The sequence below is a fragment of the uncultured Methanobrevibacter sp. genome, from assembly GCF_902769175.1.
Classification (GTDB): domain Archaea; phylum Methanobacteriota; class Methanobacteria; order Methanobacteriales; family Methanobacteriaceae; genus Methanobrevibacter.
Genome location: NZ_CACXNW010000038.1, coordinates 1 through 18,470 on the forward strand (window position 1 = coordinate 1; position 18,470 = coordinate 18,470).

At 30.2% G+C, this 18,470-nt stretch carries 13 protein-coding genes and 2 pseudogenes; 7 read left to right on the forward strand and 8 right to left on the reverse strand.

What is annotated here, in order from left to right; translation table 11 throughout:
* Positions 1 to 201, reverse strand: a 201-nt coding sequence (locus QZV12_RS11905) for a pectate lyase-like adhesive domain-containing protein (protein ID WP_295622213.1), incomplete at its 3' end; no start/stop codon positions are given.
* Complete coding sequence (locus tag QZV12_RS11910; protein WP_295622215.1) at positions 198 to 482, reverse strand: hypothetical protein; 285 nt, start codon at positions 480 to 482, stop codon at positions 198 to 200. The genes QZV12_RS11910 and QZV12_RS11905, both read right to left, overlap by 4 nt.
* A gap of 685 nt (positions 483 to 1,167) precedes the next feature.
* On the opposite strand from QZV12_RS11910, the pseudogene QZV12_RS11915 reads away from it, so the two are divergent.
* Positions 1,168 to 2,654: pseudogene (locus tag QZV12_RS11915) on the forward strand (sodium-dependent transporter).
* A gap of 346 nt (positions 2,655 to 3,000) precedes the next feature.
* Here the strand turns inward: QZV12_RS11915 and QZV12_RS11920 are convergent.
* Positions 3,001 to 3,603, reverse strand: a complete 603-nt coding sequence (locus tag QZV12_RS11920; RefSeq protein ID WP_295622217.1) for a YigZ family protein — start codon at positions 3,601 to 3,603, stop codon at positions 3,001 to 3,003.
* A 232-nt stretch (positions 3,604 to 3,835) separates the two neighbouring features.
* On the opposite strand from QZV12_RS11920, the gene QZV12_RS11925 reads away from it, so the two are divergent.
* Entirely contained in the window at positions 3,836 to 4,240 is a 405-nt protein-coding gene (locus tag QZV12_RS11925; protein WP_295622219.1) for a hypothetical protein, read from the forward strand.
* A 167-nt stretch (positions 4,241 to 4,407) separates the two neighbouring features.
* On the opposite strand, the gene QZV12_RS11930 is transcribed toward QZV12_RS11925, so the two are convergent.
* The 5 genes and pseudogenes from QZV12_RS11930 to QZV12_RS11950 form a co-directional block, all read right to left on the reverse strand.
* Positions 4,408 to 7,839: a DUF5814 domain-containing protein gene (locus QZV12_RS11930; protein WP_295622226.1), complete on the reverse strand. Its 3,432-nt coding sequence runs from the start codon at positions 7,837 to 7,839 to the stop codon at positions 4,408 to 4,410.
* 341 nt (positions 7,840 to 8,180) lie between these two features.
* Positions 8,181 to 8,999, reverse strand: coding sequence for a zinc ribbon domain-containing protein (locus QZV12_RS11935; protein WP_295622231.1), 819 nt, complete (start codon positions 8,997 to 8,999; stop codon positions 8,181 to 8,183).
* Positions 9,000 to 9,124: 125 nt separating this feature from the next.
* A pseudogene (locus QZV12_RS11940) lies at positions 9,125 to 9,382 on the reverse strand (DUF5654 family protein).
* A gap of 511 nt (positions 9,383 to 9,893) precedes the next feature.
* Positions 9,894 to 10,232 (reverse strand): P-II family nitrogen regulator, encoded by a 339-nt coding sequence (locus QZV12_RS11945; RefSeq protein ID WP_295622233.1) that lies wholly within the window; start codon positions 10,230 to 10,232, stop codon positions 9,894 to 9,896.
* A 158-nt stretch (positions 10,233 to 10,390) separates the two neighbouring features.
* Positions 10,391 to 11,602 (reverse strand): ammonium transporter, encoded by a 1,212-nt coding sequence (locus QZV12_RS11950; RefSeq protein ID WP_295622235.1) that lies wholly within the window; start codon positions 11,600 to 11,602, stop codon positions 10,391 to 10,393.
* Between the two features lie 681 nt (positions 11,603 to 12,283).
* Here QZV12_RS11950 and QZV12_RS11955 point away from each other — a divergent pair.
* From QZV12_RS11955 to QZV12_RS11975, 5 genes are all read left to right on the forward strand, one after another.
* Positions 12,284 to 12,706, forward strand: a complete 423-nt coding sequence (locus QZV12_RS11955; RefSeq protein WP_295622242.1) for a hypothetical protein — start codon at positions 12,284 to 12,286, stop codon at positions 12,704 to 12,706.
* Positions 12,707 to 13,149: 443 nt separating this feature from the next.
* Positions 13,150 to 13,719 (forward strand): XRE family transcriptional regulator, encoded by a 570-nt coding sequence (locus QZV12_RS11960; protein ID WP_295622246.1) that lies wholly within the window; start codon positions 13,150 to 13,152, stop codon positions 13,717 to 13,719.
* Positions 13,720 to 13,767: 48 nt separating this feature from the next.
* Positions 13,768 to 15,432: an AMP-binding protein gene (locus tag QZV12_RS11965; protein ID WP_295622248.1), complete on the forward strand. Its 1,665-nt coding sequence runs from the start codon at positions 13,768 to 13,770 to the stop codon at positions 15,430 to 15,432.
* Between the two features lie 651 nt (positions 15,433 to 16,083).
* Entirely contained in the window at positions 16,084 to 17,538 is a 1,455-nt protein-coding gene (locus QZV12_RS11970; protein WP_295622254.1) for an NAD(P)/FAD-dependent oxidoreductase, read from the forward strand.
* A 500-nt stretch (positions 17,539 to 18,038) separates the two neighbouring features.
* On the forward strand, positions 18,039 to 18,470 hold a 432-nt coding region (locus QZV12_RS11975; RefSeq protein WP_295622258.1), incomplete at its 3' end, for a pectate lyase-like adhesive domain-containing protein.

The window sequence follows — 18,470 nt, forward strand, 5'->3', positions numbered from 1 at the left end:
TGGGCTAGTTACATGTTGATACAAGTATGAATCTTCTATTTGCATTGTTCCTTTTGGCTGGGAGTTTGCAAATGTAATATTCTCTATTTTAACATTGTTCCCGTTTACCTTAAATATTGAAAAGTATTGTGAAGCACCACCGGCATCAATAATGTGGCCGTTGCCCTTAATGGTTACATTGTCACTATCAATTTTAATCACATGATCATTAGAAGAGCTTCCGCTTTTTTGCTAAAGCAGTAATCCCGGTTTAACTCATAGATGTCCCCAGGATTTAGATTCTGAATATCTGAGTCTAATTCATCAAAAGTGCCTGAATCATTAATTCCATATAGAGAATTAATATTATGAGTCTCTGGAGAAAACTCATCAGAAGTATCTGCAAATGTTTCATTAAGATTATCTTCAGCACAAATGCATGATACTGTCATGAAAAAACAAATTGTTATAATTATCAATAGTATAGGTCTTTCAATTTTCATTTTTATAAATCCCTCAATAAAAAAATGATTATATCTAATAATTTTCAGACTTTGAACATAGCAAAAAGTTTAAAAGCGAAAGAGGAGTGTTATATTGTCTAAAAAAAAAAGAAAAAATCTAGACCATGCATCTTTCACTATATCCTATACAGAATATGCTCAATAACTTTAGCCCCAATAAAAAATTAAAAAAAAAATAATATGATAGATTAATTTTACCTCAATACATATATATTATCCAATTTTTTCGATTATTGTACCATAATCCTTTTTAAAACTTATTAAAAGATATGTTAAAGACAATATATAAGTTATTTCGAGTGTAAGCACTTACTTGCATCGTTAAAATCTAAAAAAAAAAAAACAACCAGCATTAATTTCAAAAAAATATAAAAATACATTTATATTATTCATAAATCATTTAAATATAGTTTTATTTATTCCTAAAGATTTAAAGAAAAGCTTAAAAAATAAATTATAATAATATCTCAAAGACTTAATATAGTATAGTTTTTATATTTTAAAATAAATATTATAATTATTAAAATTAATTTTTTTAATGGATTTAAAATAATTGATAATATAATTATCAAATTAATTTTAGATTTCTAAAAATCTAATCAAAATAACTTTTTTATTCAAAATAATTAATTTTAGGGTTAATTAAATAATTTTGTGATTTTTTATGAGTGATAAAAATGAATGGGGCAGTAACATATCATTTGTATTGGCAATGGTAGGATCTGCTGTAGGACTTGGAAATATATGGAGATACTCATATGTCTTATACAGCAATGGTGGTGGAGCCTTTTATATTCCATATATCGTTGCAATACTATTGATGGGAGTTCCATTTTTAATTTTAGAATATGGGGGGGGATATAACTTCAAATCATCCTTCCCAAAAGCGATTAGGAAAATACATGAAAGTTATGAATTTTTAGGATGGTTGCTTCCTGTTTCAGTATTCATTATAATGATCTATTATTCATGCATACTTGGATGGGACGGAATCTATGTAATATTAAGCTTCTTTAAAGGATGGGGCGCAGATCCAAATACATCTTTACAACAACCTTGCTCCAATCTACAGAATCTGTCACTGGAATAACTAATTTCATTCCTATGATAGGAATTACAATGATTGTAAGTTGGGTAATCATTTGGTTTATTTCCCATAAGGACTTGGAAGAAGGGCTTGGAAAGGTAAGTAAAATTCTTGTTCCTTTGCTTTTTATAATTATGATTGTGATTGTAGGGTTTTCATTAACCTTACCTGGTGCAATGATAAGTTTAAAAGAACTTTTTGCACCTGATTGGAGCTTATTGCTTGATTTTGACATATGGATGGCTGCATTTGGTCAGATAATCTTCTCATTGAGTTTGGGAATAAGTATAGCATTTACCTATGCAAGCTATACCGGTGAAAAAAGCGATTTGATTACAAATACATTATCCATTGCATTTGCAAACTGTGCATTTGAAAACTTCTGTGCATTAGGAGTATTTTCAATTCTTGGATACATGTCACTTGAAAGCGGTACTGCAGTTGCATACTTGGTAACTCAAGGTACAGGATTGGTATTTATAGCATATCCAACTGTATTGAATGTTTTAGGACAATATGCTTATGTGATTGGTCCTTTATTCTTCCTTACAATATATCTTGCAGGACTTACAATTATCCTATCTACAATTGAGCCATTGGCATTCGGTATTCAAAACAAATTCACTTGGTCCAGGAAAAAAACAATGACAGTGCTCTGTATTATTGGTGGAGCATTTTCAATGATGTATGCTACTGCATATGGTGGAACACTTCTTGGATATGTAGACACTTATATCAACCAAATAGCTATTCTATTCGGAGTGCTGGTTGAGTGTAACCTCTTTGCATAGACATTCAATTGTGAAAAGCTTATCCCAGGTTTAAATCAAGCCAGTAAGAGCATTAAATTAGGAAAATGGTGGCTAGTTATAGTAAAATATATTTTGCCTCTTTTCATTTCAATCGTATGGCTTGGTGGACTCTATGATATTATCATGACAGGATCTGCCAGCCAATCAAGGGTATTTATAATCCTTACTGTGATTCTACTTGGTTTAACTTTATTATTCACTAAATTACCTGCTACTAACAAAGACTGGGATGAAACTGAAAATAGATTATAATTTATTTAATTATATTCTATTTTATTTTTCTTTTTTTTTAACTAAAAATTTTATTAATACACTATTTTACTTCTTTTTAAGCTAATATTACTCTTAAATTCTATTTTTAATTCTTTTTTTAAATTATAATACCCTTAAATGCTTATTTTACTTTATTTCATTAATAGTGAAAAATAGCTTTTTTATAAAATGAGTAAAATTAGTCCAAAAATGAATTAATCTTCAAAAAATTAGTAAAAATAGTTCAAATTAATTATTTTTATATAAAAATTAAAAAAATAGTAGTAAAATAGCCCAAAAATGAATTAAAATAATAAAAATAAAAAAATAGCAAAAAATAGTATAATTAATCTATTTTTTCCAAAAATCTGCTTCCCAAATGCTCTATTTTAACTGCATCAGCTAATTTTTCCTGAATGTTTTTTATCATATCCACATTATTTGAAGCAACAAAATAAATAACTTGAGCATCATACTGCTTTTCTACAACTGCCAAATGCTTTGATCTTATTTCTGCATCAATTGTCTTGATATGCTGATATTCAAAGGTGAAGCGGAATATTTCATAAAGCTCCATATCAACAATTTCAGCAATTGCTATAGTCTCTAAGACCGATTTGCTGTAAGCCCTTACAAGCCCTCCTGCACCAAGCTTGATTCCTCCGAAATACCTTGTTACAATAGCTACAACGTTTTCAATCTCATTCTTCTTTAAGACATTTAACATAGGTCTTCCTGCAGTTCCTCCAGGCTCTCCATCATCATCGTATCCCTCTCCATCGCTTACAACATAAGCTGTACAGTTATGGGTGGCATCCTTATACTTTTCAGATATCTCATTAATAATCTCCTTTGCCTCTTTTTCGTTCTGTGCAGGGAATAGTCTGCAAATGAATTGAGATTTTTTAATATCTATTGAAGATTGGAATGTTTTTGCTATTGTTTTCATAGTATCAATTTATATAGTAGTTAATTTAATTCTTATATAATTAAAAATATTTAAATTTGAAATTTGCTATCTGATAGCAAAAATCAAATATTTAGAAAAATTTTTTATATACTTAACATATAAATTTATATATTTAAAGTATAAAATTATTTTTGATAGTTCTATTTAATAAAATAATTCAAAAAAATTAATGATAAAAATTATAATCAATAAAAATCATTGAGGTGAGATCATGGAAGATAAAAAAGCAAAATTCATAATATACATTGCTATAGCTTTGATTGCTTTTGTATGCAGCAGTGCAGCTTATTCTATGACTGGCGGTCTTTCCGATTGGATTGTAGCAAGCATGAACTCCAATGAAGACCAAAACAATAATGGTTATTTAGACAGTTCTGAAGACAATGGAGGATTTTTCTCATTTGACTCAAATGATAACAATTATAACCCTGATGACGACACTTATAGTACGGATGACAGTGGAGAACCTGGAATTGTAGATAAGATATTCAATAAGTTGTTTAATTCTGATAATTCAGATAATTCCTATTCTGATTCCAGTTATTATTCAAGTTCAAGTGATGACAATCCAGACATCCTTGCTAGATTTTTAAGAATGTTTATGAGCAATGGATAATTAAAGAAAACTCTTTAATTCCATTTCTTCTTTTTTCTTTTTATTTTTTAAAATAAATCAAACTATTTTTTATGTGCTTAAATCAAAACTAATTCTTTTTTTAATTAGATCTATAGAATTTAATTAATTTTTTATTGGATTTTAATTATATCTTTGTTAGATTATTATTAATTCCCAGATTCAATAATCTTCATTAGTTTTTCTGATTTTTCAACAATTTCCTTTTCTCCAAATGCCCTTGCAATTCTTCTTATAGCATCTAAATTCCTTACATATGAATCAAGCCAAGAGAATATATCACCCGGATAGGTCTGTATCTGATATTCTTTTAGCAATGACTTTGAAATGTCAATAGGATCCTTTCCATTAAGCCTTTGATTGATTATATAGAATGAAACTCCCCTTTGGAGGCATTCACAAAATGGCCTTTCATAGCAATTGCATCTTAGGAAATCAATTTGAAGCTTTAATAAAGCATCTTGGAACTTCTTGTCAAGCTTTGAAATAGCTTCTCCAGAGGATATTATATCCAATGTTGATTCAGAAAACAGCCTTGTTGAAAAGTTCATTTTTAATGCACTTATAATCTGCTTATGAACAACAGGAGCTAAATAAGCGTTTTCAAAGAGTTCTAAATCCAATGCGATTGACTGGACTTTCAATATGATATTTGAATTGACTTCATCCTTAGTCATTTTCTCATGAATATCCTCAAATATGTTTTCCTTAAATTTGATTTGCTTAACAACTGCAGAATTGTTGTTATCTTTAGATTTAGACTTGGATTTGTTCTTCTTATTTTTATTTTTTGGTTTATTGGTCTTCTTATTGTAGATTACATCTGACTTAATGTCCTTTGACTTATCTCTTTTTGAAGACTTGTAATCATTCTTCTTATTGGCAGAACCAGAATTATTGGAAGACCTGTAATCGTTCTTCTGATTTACAGAATTAGATTTACTATCATCAGAAGACTTATAATCCTTAGATTGATTCAATCCATTGAAATAATCAGCAATATTATCTATGTATTTGCTGGTTTTGGATTCCTTTTTAGTTTCCTTTTTAACTGGCTTTTCATCCAAATTCTCTTCTACAATAAACTTAATTCCAGAACTATTGTTATTTTCACTATCCTCATCAATTTTATTAGTTTTAACTGGTTTTTCTTTAATCTTATCCTCTTTAGACTTTTCATTATAATTTTCTTTAGATTGCTTATCTTTAGAATGCCTATCTTTAGATTGCTTATCTTTAGATTTATTAGATTTATCCTTATTCCTCTTATCTTTTTTAGATTTATTTTTATTATCCCTATTATCCTTATTATCTTTACTTTTCTGACCTTTTTTAGGTTTATTCCCATCAGAACCCTTTTTAACTTTATCTTTATTTTTATTGTCTTTTTTAGACTTATTCTTCTTGGAATCCTTATTATCCTTATTCTTACTGTCTTTAGCTTTCTTCTTATTCTTCCTTAAGATATTCTCATTCTCTTCATCAATCTTTTCAGACAATAATCGAAGCTCTTTTAAATTGGTCTTAAAGAATGGCTTATTGTAATACTGGCTTAAATAATGTGAATCATTGATTGAATCCTTAATGATGACACCATCATCAAGAACTAAAAATGACATTGCAACTGCTCTTCCAAAATTAGTTGTATCAATTGTACCGTCTGCATGTACATCTATAGCATCCTTATCCTCAAGTTCATCAATAGCCATGTTTAAATCCATTGGAACTGGAATATTTTCATAGAAGTCAACAACATCCTTCACTTTCCTTAAGGACTTTGATGATATATCAGCAAGTATCTGTTCAAGGGATCCATCCTCAGTATAGTCTACAAAAATGTCTTCCACATCACTTTCAAGAAGGTCAAGTGCAACTGCCTCTTCACTTTCGTTGTCGAATTCACTTCCAATTTCAGGAATAAGGTAAATCACCCCTCGATCATGATATGTTGGCCTTCCTGCCCTTCCCAACATTTGTGAAAATTCATTAGGGGAAATCCATTTGTTACCCATAAGCAATGATTCAAATATAACCTGTGAAGCAGGGAAATCCACACCTGCTGCAAGAGCTGCTGTTGTAACAACGGCTGCAATCTTTCCTTTGGAAAAGTCCTTTTCAATCTTTTCCTTTTTGAAATATGAAAGACCTGCATGATAAGCTGAAGCATTGATTCCCTTTCCAGATAGGAAATTGGCAATCTTATGGGTTTTTCTTCTTGAATTGGTAAATATCAATGTTTGGCCTTTAAATCCTTTTGAAGAGGTGCTGTAGTATTCCCTTTGAACCAGCTTTCTAATCAATATCCTTCTTTGAACATCTCCCCTAACAAATACAATATGCCTTTCCAAAGGAACTGGGCGCTCCTTATATTGAACAAGCTTCATATTGAAGTCATTAGCCAAATCCTGTGGATTCTTGATTGTAGCAGATAATCCAATAATTTGAGTCTTTGGGAATATATGCTCTACCCTTTTGATTAATCCGTTTAATCTAAGACCTCTTTCCTCATCTGATATTGTATGGATTTCATCTATTAAGACAAGACCTAAGTCATTTAATGCATCAGATTCTCCAGACCTTAGCAAAAAGTCTATTCCTTCATAGGTACCTACAACAATATCAGCCTCTTTAATATTGGAATTAGGTAACTTAAGCTCTCCTTTTGCTTTGATTCTGTTCATACCTACTTTAATGGCTACCTTTAATCCAAGAGGTTCATATCTCTTTTTAAAATCCCTATACTTTTGGTTTGCAAGAGCTACAAGAGGGGTTAAAAAGAGGAACTTTTTGCCATTCAATGCCTTTGGAACCCCTGCAAGCTCTCCAACCAAAGTCTTTCCACTTCCTGTAGCGGAAACAACCAACATATTTTCATCTCTCAATACCCCTTCCTTAATGGCTAAATATTGTACTGGAAGAAAATATTGATTCTTTTCCTTTAATATGACTTTCTTAAACTCTTCTGGAATCTTAAGCCTTTTCATGGCTATTTTAGGTATCTTATTGTCATGGACCTTGACTCTGTCAAATAATGTCAAGTCAGCATGGGCCAATGGGTCAAATCTTGGTGAAAGCATTTCCAAAACATCATCCAAACTTCCTGTATTTTCAAGAATTCTCTTGAAGTTTCTAAATACCTTCTTATCATATCCTCTAAGCTGAAGCTCCCTTTTTATTGTATTTTCAGCACAGGTCTTGCAGATCAATTGGTCATGATAGGTGTATGAAAAATCAGAATTGATGATTGTAACTTCCCCTTCATAGCTGCAATGCTGGCATATGTTGGTAAATCTTACCTTTATATTGTTATGCCTTAGGAAAGCTTCCAATTTGTCATCTTTTTCCGCTAAGAAAACAGCTTGAGAGCGCAATAGGTTAATTGCCTTTGAAGGAGGGTAGAGCTTGTCTTCCTTTTCATCCTTAACAACAAAGCGCTTGATTGATATGGAGCCATCCTCTTCATCTTCCTTAAACTTCAATACTCCAATGAATTCTGGCTTACGCTTTGTATTAAGAGCTCCTTTAGGGCTTCCAATAGGATACAATTCCCAAGACTTTTTCTTTTTATTTAGCACTATCATTGATATGATTCCCAGATTTTTATTTTAAAAACAGTTAAATGAATTTGTTTATCTTAAATTAGTATTAGTTTATAATTATATTTTTAATAGTTTAAAAAGATTAAGACAAAATAAAGGAATTTTTTAAAAAGAGAAAAATATCAAATCATAATTTAAATCAAAAATAAAAGAATTATTCAAAAAAGAGAAAAATATCAAATCATAATTTAAATCAAAAATAAACATATTATCTTAAATTAGAATAAATTAGAACAATTAATTTTTAAAAAGAAAAGCAATGAATTCATTATTGAAATAAATAATAAAAAAAAAAGAAATCATTAGAATAATTAAATAAACATCTATTTTTGCAACTTATAATGGAAAATAGACTCTAAAAATTCTGTATTCTTGTATTTGGAATTATTGCTTGAGTTTGGTATGAGTATTCCATAGCCGTCATAGCTTCCCTTAGAACCATAAATTATAATAGGATCCCCATTGCTTGTGTCAGTTGAATAGACTTGGCTTTCAGATTTTGTATCGAATTTGCACTTGAATATATCCAAAACATACCAATCATTATCATCAACATTCACATAATAGGTTTCATACTCTGTAATATTGAAGTTATCTGATTCAATATTGTAGGAATGATTGAAATCAATCAGCTTAACCTCACCTTTGCCGCTTAGATATGTGGTCTTATCAATGGACATATTATATGGTTCATTATTATCTACGCTGCCTTTTCCATCAATGTCTTGATTGTTAAACTTATCAATACTGCTGTTAAGGTCATTTGCAGTATCTGTAATGACTGATGAATCATAATCATTGGAATCATGGGAGTTGGTGGCTAAAGTTACAATAAGAGAAGCAAATAACAATACTGCAAAAACGATTAGGCACATCTTTACAGGACTAAGGGATTCAATAGACTTAGTTGGTGAATTTTCCACTCTCCTTTCTGATGAACTTGAATCATTAGATCCCCTATTGGAATGTGGACCAAAGGGACCTTCAAATTTCTTATCAGAGGCACCGAATGGGCCTGAAAACTCATCATTGGAATCTGAATCGTCTGCCCTATATCTTGGTATGAATTTCTTACCGCAATCTGGACAGTACATAGCTTCATCTGGAAGCTCTTTTCCACAATTTGCACAATATTTTGCCATTTTAACCCCTTTACACAAAGATCTGATATAAATGCAAAATTAATAACTAATAAAAACAGATTATAAAATTTATTAAATTTAAGGAAATAAAAAAATAAAAGAAAAAAAGAGAATAGAAAAGGTATTTATTCTCCTTTAACTTCGTCGTCTATTTCAACACCCATTTTTGCTGCAATTCTAGCAAGAAGAATGGTTACAACAACTGCAATAATGGTTACTATAATAGCATACATGAATAAACCTGGAAGTGCGTCTCCTGTACCTACAAGAGTTTCAATTAATTTTTAAATTGCATCGTTCGATGCTAAACCTGCAACTAAACCAAAAGCAGTAGTTACTAAAGTAATGATTGTTGTTATAACAGTTTTACCAACACTAGACATAATATATCTCCTTATATAATTTAATAAAAAACAACTAAAATTAGAAATCAACAATTATTTAACCTATTTAACTCATTTAGAATAGTCTAACTAATTGAAATTACTAAATAATAGTTAATAATATTTTATATTTTATTATATATAAATATAATACAATTAAACTTGAAAAGTAATACTAAAAATTAATTTTGATTTAATGAATTAGAAATTTTTTTAAAAAACAATGGAAATTATCATCGTAACTTAAAAAATAGACATTTAACATAATAAAAATAGAAATAAAGAAAAAATAGGCATAACATAATTAAAATAAAAATAAATAAAAAATAGACACATAACAGATTTAAAATAAAAAATAAGATAAAATAGACATATTAACATATTTAAAATAGAAAAATAAAATAAAATAAAATAGATTTTAACTATAACATTTAAAAAAAAAAAAAAAAAGATTATGGAAAAGAAAAATTCATTTTCCATTGAAATAAATTTTAAAAATTAAGATTTTAGATTATACCGCATCAGAACCTCTTTCACCTGTTCTGATTCTGACTACTTCAAAGACTTCAGAAACGAATATCTTACCGTCTCCAACTTCACCTGTACGTGCATTTTCAACAATAACGTCTATAATGCGTTCCAAGTCCTCGTCATTAACGATCAATTCAATGCGTGTTTTTGGAATAAGGTCTATGCAGTAGCTTGAACCTCTATAGGATTCCTTAATTCCTAATTGCCTTCCTCTCCCTTTTACTTCAGAAACATTCATTCCTTCACAGCCTGCTTCAAGCAAGGCTTTTTTAACGCTTTCAAATCTTTCATCACGTATCACTGCAATTATCCTTTTCATACTAGATTCCTCTTTATCATATCTCTTGTTAGATAAGTTTATAATTATAATCTGTATCCTGATTCCGCTTTATCATATCTGTTTTTAGATAAGTTTTTTAATTATAATCTGTATCTCGATAATTCTTTACCATATCTCTTGTTAGATAAGTTATATAATTATAATCTGTATCCTGATTCCTTATGTAAGTTTTTATCAAGTCCTTCTATTTCAGCATTTTCATCAACTCTGATTCCCATTGTCTTATCAAGGATCTTAGCAAGAATTATGCTGACTACAAATGCATAAACAATAGTTACAATTACACTGATTACTTGAATGGTGACTTGTCCAGGATTTCCAAAGACCAAACCAGATGCCTCATTGATTAGAGGTGAAGCGAAAATACCTGTAGCAATTGCTCCCCATATACCTGAAAGCCCATGAACTCCAAATACATCCAAAGCATCGTCGTAACCTAATTTTGATTTTAAGTAATATACTGCATAGTAGGATATGAATGAAGTTATAAAACCAATGATGATTGCTGCTGGAACATCTACAAATCCTGCTGCAGGAGTGATTGCAACAAGCCCTGCAACTCCTCCAGTAATTGCACCTAACATTGTAGGCTTACCTACTTTAACTGTATCAATCAATACCCATGTAATGAGTGCTGTAGCTGCAGATATATTGGAAACCAATATTGCAGATGCTGCAAGACCGTTAGCTGCAAGTGCAGATCCTCCATTGAATCCCATCCATCCAAACCAAAGCAATCCTGCACCTAAAACTGAATAACCTAAGTTATGTGGCAATAGTGAAGCATCTTTCCTTTTTCCAAGAACCAATGCCAATGCAAGTGCTGTTACACCAGAGTTAATGTGAACTACAGTACCTCCTGCAAAGTCTAAAGCACCCATTTGCATAAGCCATCCTCCTCCCCATACCCAATGGGCAATAGGAATATAAACCAAGGTAACCCATAAAACAACAAATATCATCCAAGTTGATGTTTTCATACGCCCTACAATAGAACCGGAAACAAGGGCTGCAGTAAGTCCTGCAAAGGTTAGCTGGAATACAATAAACAATATTGTAGGAATTGATCCTGTTAAATCATTGATGCAGATGCCAGACAAAAAGAAATGTGCTGGCTGTGCAATTAATCCATTGATGCTTACATCTCCAAAAGCAAATGGATAGCCGTAAACCACCCATATTATGCTTGCTATAGAGAATGCTATAAAAGTCAAAAACATTGTATTTAAAACATTTTTCCTCTTAGTCAAACCACTATAAAAGAAAGCCACTCCAGGAATGCTCATCAATAGAACCAAAATGGTTGATATGAGTATCCATGCAGTGTCTCCTGTACTTAACATAACCATATTATCATTTTCTCTCAAATTAAATTTAAATAAAAATCATGAGAATAAACATCAATAGCCATCTGCTATATACTTATTCAAATATCCATTATAGATTTCCATAATAATTTGGAAATTTTTTTAATTTTTTACTAAAAGGGTTTTAAGAATTTTTTATGTTAGCAAGTTTTAAATAACTATTAAATTGGATTAAAAATTTTTTTAATAAACAATTATTTGGATTTAAAATTTTATTAACTAATCAATTAGATGTTTTAGTATTATTAAATTATTAGGATTTTGTTAGTGCAATCAGTTATTTTTTATAGCTATTGAATATTTATTCTTAATCGGAAAACGGCTTCCGACTTCCGATATATTTTTATTTATCCTTCAAGTTATATAAATATTTCCACAATGGCATAAAAATGTACAATTTAAGGAAAAAAGGAAAATAAATGTACAATATAATAAAATTATGAATATAAATGAGCAATATATGTGAAGTTTAAATAAAAATGAGATTTTATAAAATAAACTAATTTAACTAAGTTAATTTGAAAAAAACTTAAAAAAATTAATTATTTTATCAAAAAATACTGAAAATACCATAATCTATAAATACTATTTTTAAACAAAGTTATAACTGTATAAAAATTTTATATTACATTTTATATATACAATATTTCTAGAGGTGATAATTTGAAAGTTGATAAAAGAGCTAATTTCTTCATATTTTTGGTTATTGCAATCCTTGCCTTGGGATTGAGTAATTTTGCAGCTGCATTTACCGGAGACTTTGTCAGCGGTTCTTTTCCAGGAATCAATGACACTGATAAATTGATAGCATTGGATGATGACAATTTTTCTCCATTGAGTTTGAATGCAGTTTATGAGCCAAAACAAGTAGTAGAAGAGGTTAATGAAACAGATAATGAAACTGATACAAATTCCACTATAGAAAATGAAACATCAGATGATTCTGACAATAAAAATAACAATCAAAATGATAATAACAATCAGAATAATAATAATGATGACAATAAAAATAATGATAATAGTGGAGGAGACAATTCCGACAGTAAGCCAACTCCGACTCCGTCAGATGAAGGTGATGAGGAATAATTTCTAAAACTTTTTTTATTTTTTTCATTTAACCTATTATTCTCTTTTTTTATAATCATTTAATGTGAAATTACTCATTTAAGACTGTGATTGATTGATTTAGCAATGAATTGATTGGTATTAGTCTAAAAACTAGGAAAACTTACAATTAAAATTTTATTATAAAATAATGATGGAAAGCTTATAAAAAAGAATTTTATGATAAAAAAAATGATGGAAAGCTTATAAAAAAGAATTTTATGATAAAAAAAATGATGGAAAGCTTATAAAAAAGAATTTTATGATAAAAAAATGATGGAAAGCTTATAAAAAAATTTATGATAAACTATGATGAGAAAATCATAAAAAAAATTATAAGCAAGTGAATGAAAAATTTTATTAAAATTTTAAGATTAAAATGTTTAAAAATATAATAGATAAGTTTACTGTATAAAGGTGAAAAAATGAACGAAAACAAAGATTTTGCTGAAAAAGTAAAAAGCATTAGAGAAAGACAAAACATGACCATTGAAGAGCTTGCTGAAAAAAGTGATGTAAAATTAGATGTTCTTAAAGCAATGGAAAACGGAGAAATCATCCCATCACTCACTCCACTTACCAAAATGGCAAAAGCTCTTGGAGTCAGAGTTGGAATATTCCTAGATGACACACCACAGCTTGGACCTGTTGTTGTAAGAGGAGGAAAACCTAACAATGTATTATACTTCTCAGGAAGAGAAGATGTTACCAACTCAACCAACCTTGAATTCCACTCATTAGGAGCAGGAAAAATCGACAGAAACATTGACCCATATATAATTGACATCACATACGAAGAGGATTACAAATTATCTTCACACGAAGGGGAAGAGTTCATTTATGTATTAGAAGGTGAAATTGAAGTAGTATATGGTAAAGACAACTTTACCGTATCTGCAGGTGACAGTATCTTCTATGACTCTGTAGTTCCTCACCATTTACACTCTACTGGAGACAAAGCTAAAATTTTAGCGGTTTTATACACTCCATTTTAAATTGGACTTGACCTTTATACGAATATGAAAAAAATGAATGGTGAAAAAATGAGCGAATTATTTACTGAACTTCCAATTGGAAAATTCTTTGAAAGCCAAGTGGAAAAACAACCAGATCATGAATTTATCGTTTACCCAGACAGAAACCTTAGATTTACCTACAAAGAGTTTGATGAAAGAGTTGACAATTTAGCAAAAGGTATGCTCTCAATTGGAATTGAACCAGGAGACCACGTAGGTATTTGGGCTAAAAACGTCCCAGAATGGTTAACCTTCATGTTTGCATGCGCTAAAATCGGAGCTGCTATCGTTACCGTTAACACAGCTTATCAGTCTCATGAATTGGAATATGTATTAAAGCAATCTGATATGAAAGCAATAGGAATGACTGATAGATTTAGGGATACAAGCTATTTTGACATTATCCATGAATTAGTTCCTGAAATGCTCACTACTGCAAGAGGAAACTTAAACAGTGAAAAATTCCCACACTTAAAGTACATTATACATGTAGGTCAGGAAAAGCATAGAGGAATGTTCAATACAAATGAATTGCTTCTTCTCGGAATGAACTATGACGATGATGAGTATCAAAAGATCAAGGATGCTGTAACCCAAAACGATGTAATCAACATGCAATATACAAGTGGAACTGAAGGATTCCCTAAAGGAGTAATGCTTACAAGCCGTAACATCTTAAATGATGGTTATTACATTGGAGAAAACATGAATTATACTGAAAAGGACAGACTTCTCTTGCAAGTGCCTTTATTCCACTGTTTTGGAACTGTTCTTGGTGTAATGGCTGTCATCACCCATGGATCCACCATGGTAGTGCTAGAGGAATATGACCCTCTCCTTGCTATTTCTTCCATCCAAAAGGAAAAATGTACTTCAATTTATGGTGTTCCAACAATGTTTATCGGTATGATGAACCATCCAATGTTTGACATGTTTGACATGTCTTCACTTAGAACAGGTATTATGGCAGGTTCCACATGTCCTGTTGAAACAATGAAGGATGCAATCAATAAAATGAACATGAAAGAGATTACCAGTGTATACGGTCTTACAGAAGCGGGACCTGGTTTTACCCAAACCAATGCTGCAGACACATTTGAGAAAAAGATCAACACAGTAGGAAGAAAATTCCCTAATATTGAAGTAAAGATTGTTGATCCTGAAACAGGTGAAGAGCTTGGACCAGGAGAAACTGGAGAAATCATGTGCAGAGGTTTCAATGTAATGAAAGGATACTACAACATGCCTGAAAAGACAGCGGAAACCATTGAGGCAGATGGATGGCTTCACTCTGGAGACTTAGCTACTGTAGATGAAGATGGATACTACTCCATTGTAGGAAGAATCAAAGATATGATTATTCGTGGTGGAGAAAACATTTATCCAAGGGAAATCGAGGAATTCCTCTTCACTCACGAATGTGTACAGGATGTTCAAGTTGGAGGTATTCCTGATGAGAAATATGGTGAGATCGTTGGAGCATTCATTATAAAAGAACCAGGATTCGATGATATTACCGAAGCAGACATCAGAGATTTCTGTATTGGAAGCATTGCAAGATATAAAGTTCCTAAATATGTATTCTTTGTAGATGAATTCCCACTTACTACAAGTGGTAAAATCCAAAAATACAAATTAGGAGAACTTGGTTTAAAGCTTCTTGAAGAAAGAAGAGAAAGAGGAGAATTATAATTCTCCTAATTACTTTTTTTATTTTTTTAACTTTAATTTTAATATAATAATTATTTTTTAATGAATACTTTTTTTAAATCAAAATAAAACTAACTTATATTGAATACTTTTTTACTTCAAAATAAAACTAACTTTAAAGGAAACTTCTTTTACTAAAATTAAAATAACTATTTTTTCAATTCAATCAATCCTTTTTTTTACTTAAAATTAAATATAACTATTTTTTCAATTCAACCAATCCTTTTTTTAGAAATAATATAATAAACACAACTATTATTCACTTTATTTGATTTATTATACAATTTAACTATTCATTCTGAATAATTATTCAATTTTAACACCCAAATATAAACTCAAACATAAAGATAATAATTTATAGTATTTTATACAAATAATATACTAATTTAAGAGAAAAAATTTCAATTAAAATTATTCTAATCAATGACAATTATTAAAATAATTCAATTGAATTTATCCTAATAAAAGAATAATTTAAGAGATTTCAATTGAATTAATTCTAATAAAGAATAATTTTAAGAGATTTCAATTAAATTTATTTTAATTAAAGAACAATTATTAAAATATTTCAATTGAATTTATACTAATTAAAGAATAAATTTTAAGTAAAAAATCATATTTAGAGGATTTAATATGGACTATGACGTTATTTATATTGGAAGTGGAAATGCAGCATGGCAAGGTGGCCGTTTTGTAAGAAAAGCAGGCCTCAAAGTACTTATTGTAGAAGAAAACCTTTATGGAGGAACATGTGCTAATAGAGGATGCAACACAAAGGCTTTGCTTGATGCACCATATGAAATAAAGGCTTTGGCAGATAATTTTGAAGGATGCGGAAAATCAGGTGACTTTGAAGTAAACTGGTCAGCCTTGGTTAAGTTTAAACGTCAACGCATAGCAGGTATGGCTCCCTTTATTGATGGAAAGCTTGAAGAGTATAAAATTGATGCTGCTTATGGAAAAGGAATTATTTTGGATGAGCATACTGTTCAAGTTGGAGACAAGAAGTACACAACAGATAAGATAGTGATATGCACAGGATTAAAGCCAACAATTCCCGACATTAAGGGAAAAGAGTACCTACATGACAGCACTGACTTTTTAGATATTGATGAGCTTCCAAAGCATGCAATAATCATAGGAGCAGGTTTTGTAGGTATGGAATTTACATCAATACTTGCAGAAGCAGGATATGAAGCAGATGTATTGATAAGAGGAAATATGGCATTGAAATACTTCCATCAGCCATATGTTCAAAATGTGATAGAAAAGCTTAAGGAAAAGAACATCAGATTCCATTTCAATGAAACCGTAAGTGAAGTAATCAAAAGCGATGATGTGATTATAGAAAATCCTGAAGAAAGGATAAATAACTTTAAGGAAGCTAAAAACACTGATGCTGAATTGAGAGATCCTGATGCAAAGGTTGACAATAAGGCATATGAAAACGGTTTTACAGTCAATTGTGAAAGCGGACTTAGCTTAACTGGAGACTATGTCATTGCAGCAATGGGACGAGAGGCAAATGTAGATGGAATCGGTCTTGAAAATGTAGGATTGGATTACACAAGAAGTGGAATCAAGGTAAACGGACATCTTCAAACTGAAGTTCCAAATATCTATGCATGTGGAGATGTTGCAGACACTGGAGTGGCTAAGCTTGTAACTGTTGCAATCCATCAATCTAAATACCTTGCAAAGGAGCTATTAGGGGAAGCAGATGAGATCACTTATCCTGTTGTTCCTGCAGTTGCATATACAATTCCAAGAATAGCAACAGTTGGAGTTCCAGCATATGTGGCAGAGGAATCCGATGAATATGAAGTCCATACAATCAGATATGGAAATTCCTATTCATTAGAGCTTTATAATGATAGAACAAGAGAAGCAAAGGTAATTGTAGATAAGGACCTTCAAATAGTAGGTGCTGAAATAATTGCAGCAGATGCTGAAAATGTTGCAAACATGTTTGCATTCATCATCATTAAGAAAATAACTCTTGAAGAGTTGGATTATATGATTTATGCATTCCCTTCAAGCAGTTCTGTATGCTTGTATAAATTGCACAACATTCATTACAAATTTTAATCATAGGACTTTTCCTATGCTTCTTTTTTTCTTTTTTTTTTTAACACACTCAAAATTAAAAAATAATAATACAAACACTTTTTTCACATAATTAGTTTTCCCATATTTTATTAATCCTTTTTTAACTCATTAAAACTAAAAAAATAATATAAACACTTTTTTCACATAATTTATTTTTCTCTATTTCATTTTATCCTTTTTTAACTCATTAAAACTTAAAATAAATAATATAAACACTTTTTTCACTGCTACCTTTCTATGCAATAACATATTCTTAGATATTCAAACTACTTAAAAATTATTTTTTATAAAAAAGCATTTAAACTATTTTTTAGCATTTAAAGCATGTTAGTAAGTGCTTGCATTCGAATAACTTTATATTTATCGTTAAATAAACATATAAACAACAATATCTAATTAAAATTATTTTTTGAGAGGGATTTAAATATATGAAAATTAAAAGACCAATGTTATTGATAATTATAACAATTTGTTTTTTCATGACAGTATCATGCATTTGTGCTGAAGATAATCTTAATGAAACATTTGCAGATACTTCTGATAAGGTTTCTATAGAAGATTATAATCTTAATTCCATAGATGAGATTAATGATTCTGGCACTTTTGATGAGTTAAGTTCAGATATTCAAAATCTTCATCCCGGAGACATCTACGAGCTAAACCGAGATTACTCTTTTAGCAAAAAAAGCGGAAGCTCTTCTAATGATCATGTGATTAAAATTGATAGTGACAATGTAACCATTAAGGGCAACGGCCACATTATAGATGCCGGTGGTGCTTCACAATACTTTTCAATATTTAAGGTAAATGGAAACAATGTTAAAATAGAGAATATTACATTTGCAAACTCCCAGCCAAAAGGAACAATGCAAATAGAAGATTCATACTTGTATCAACATGTAACTAGCCCA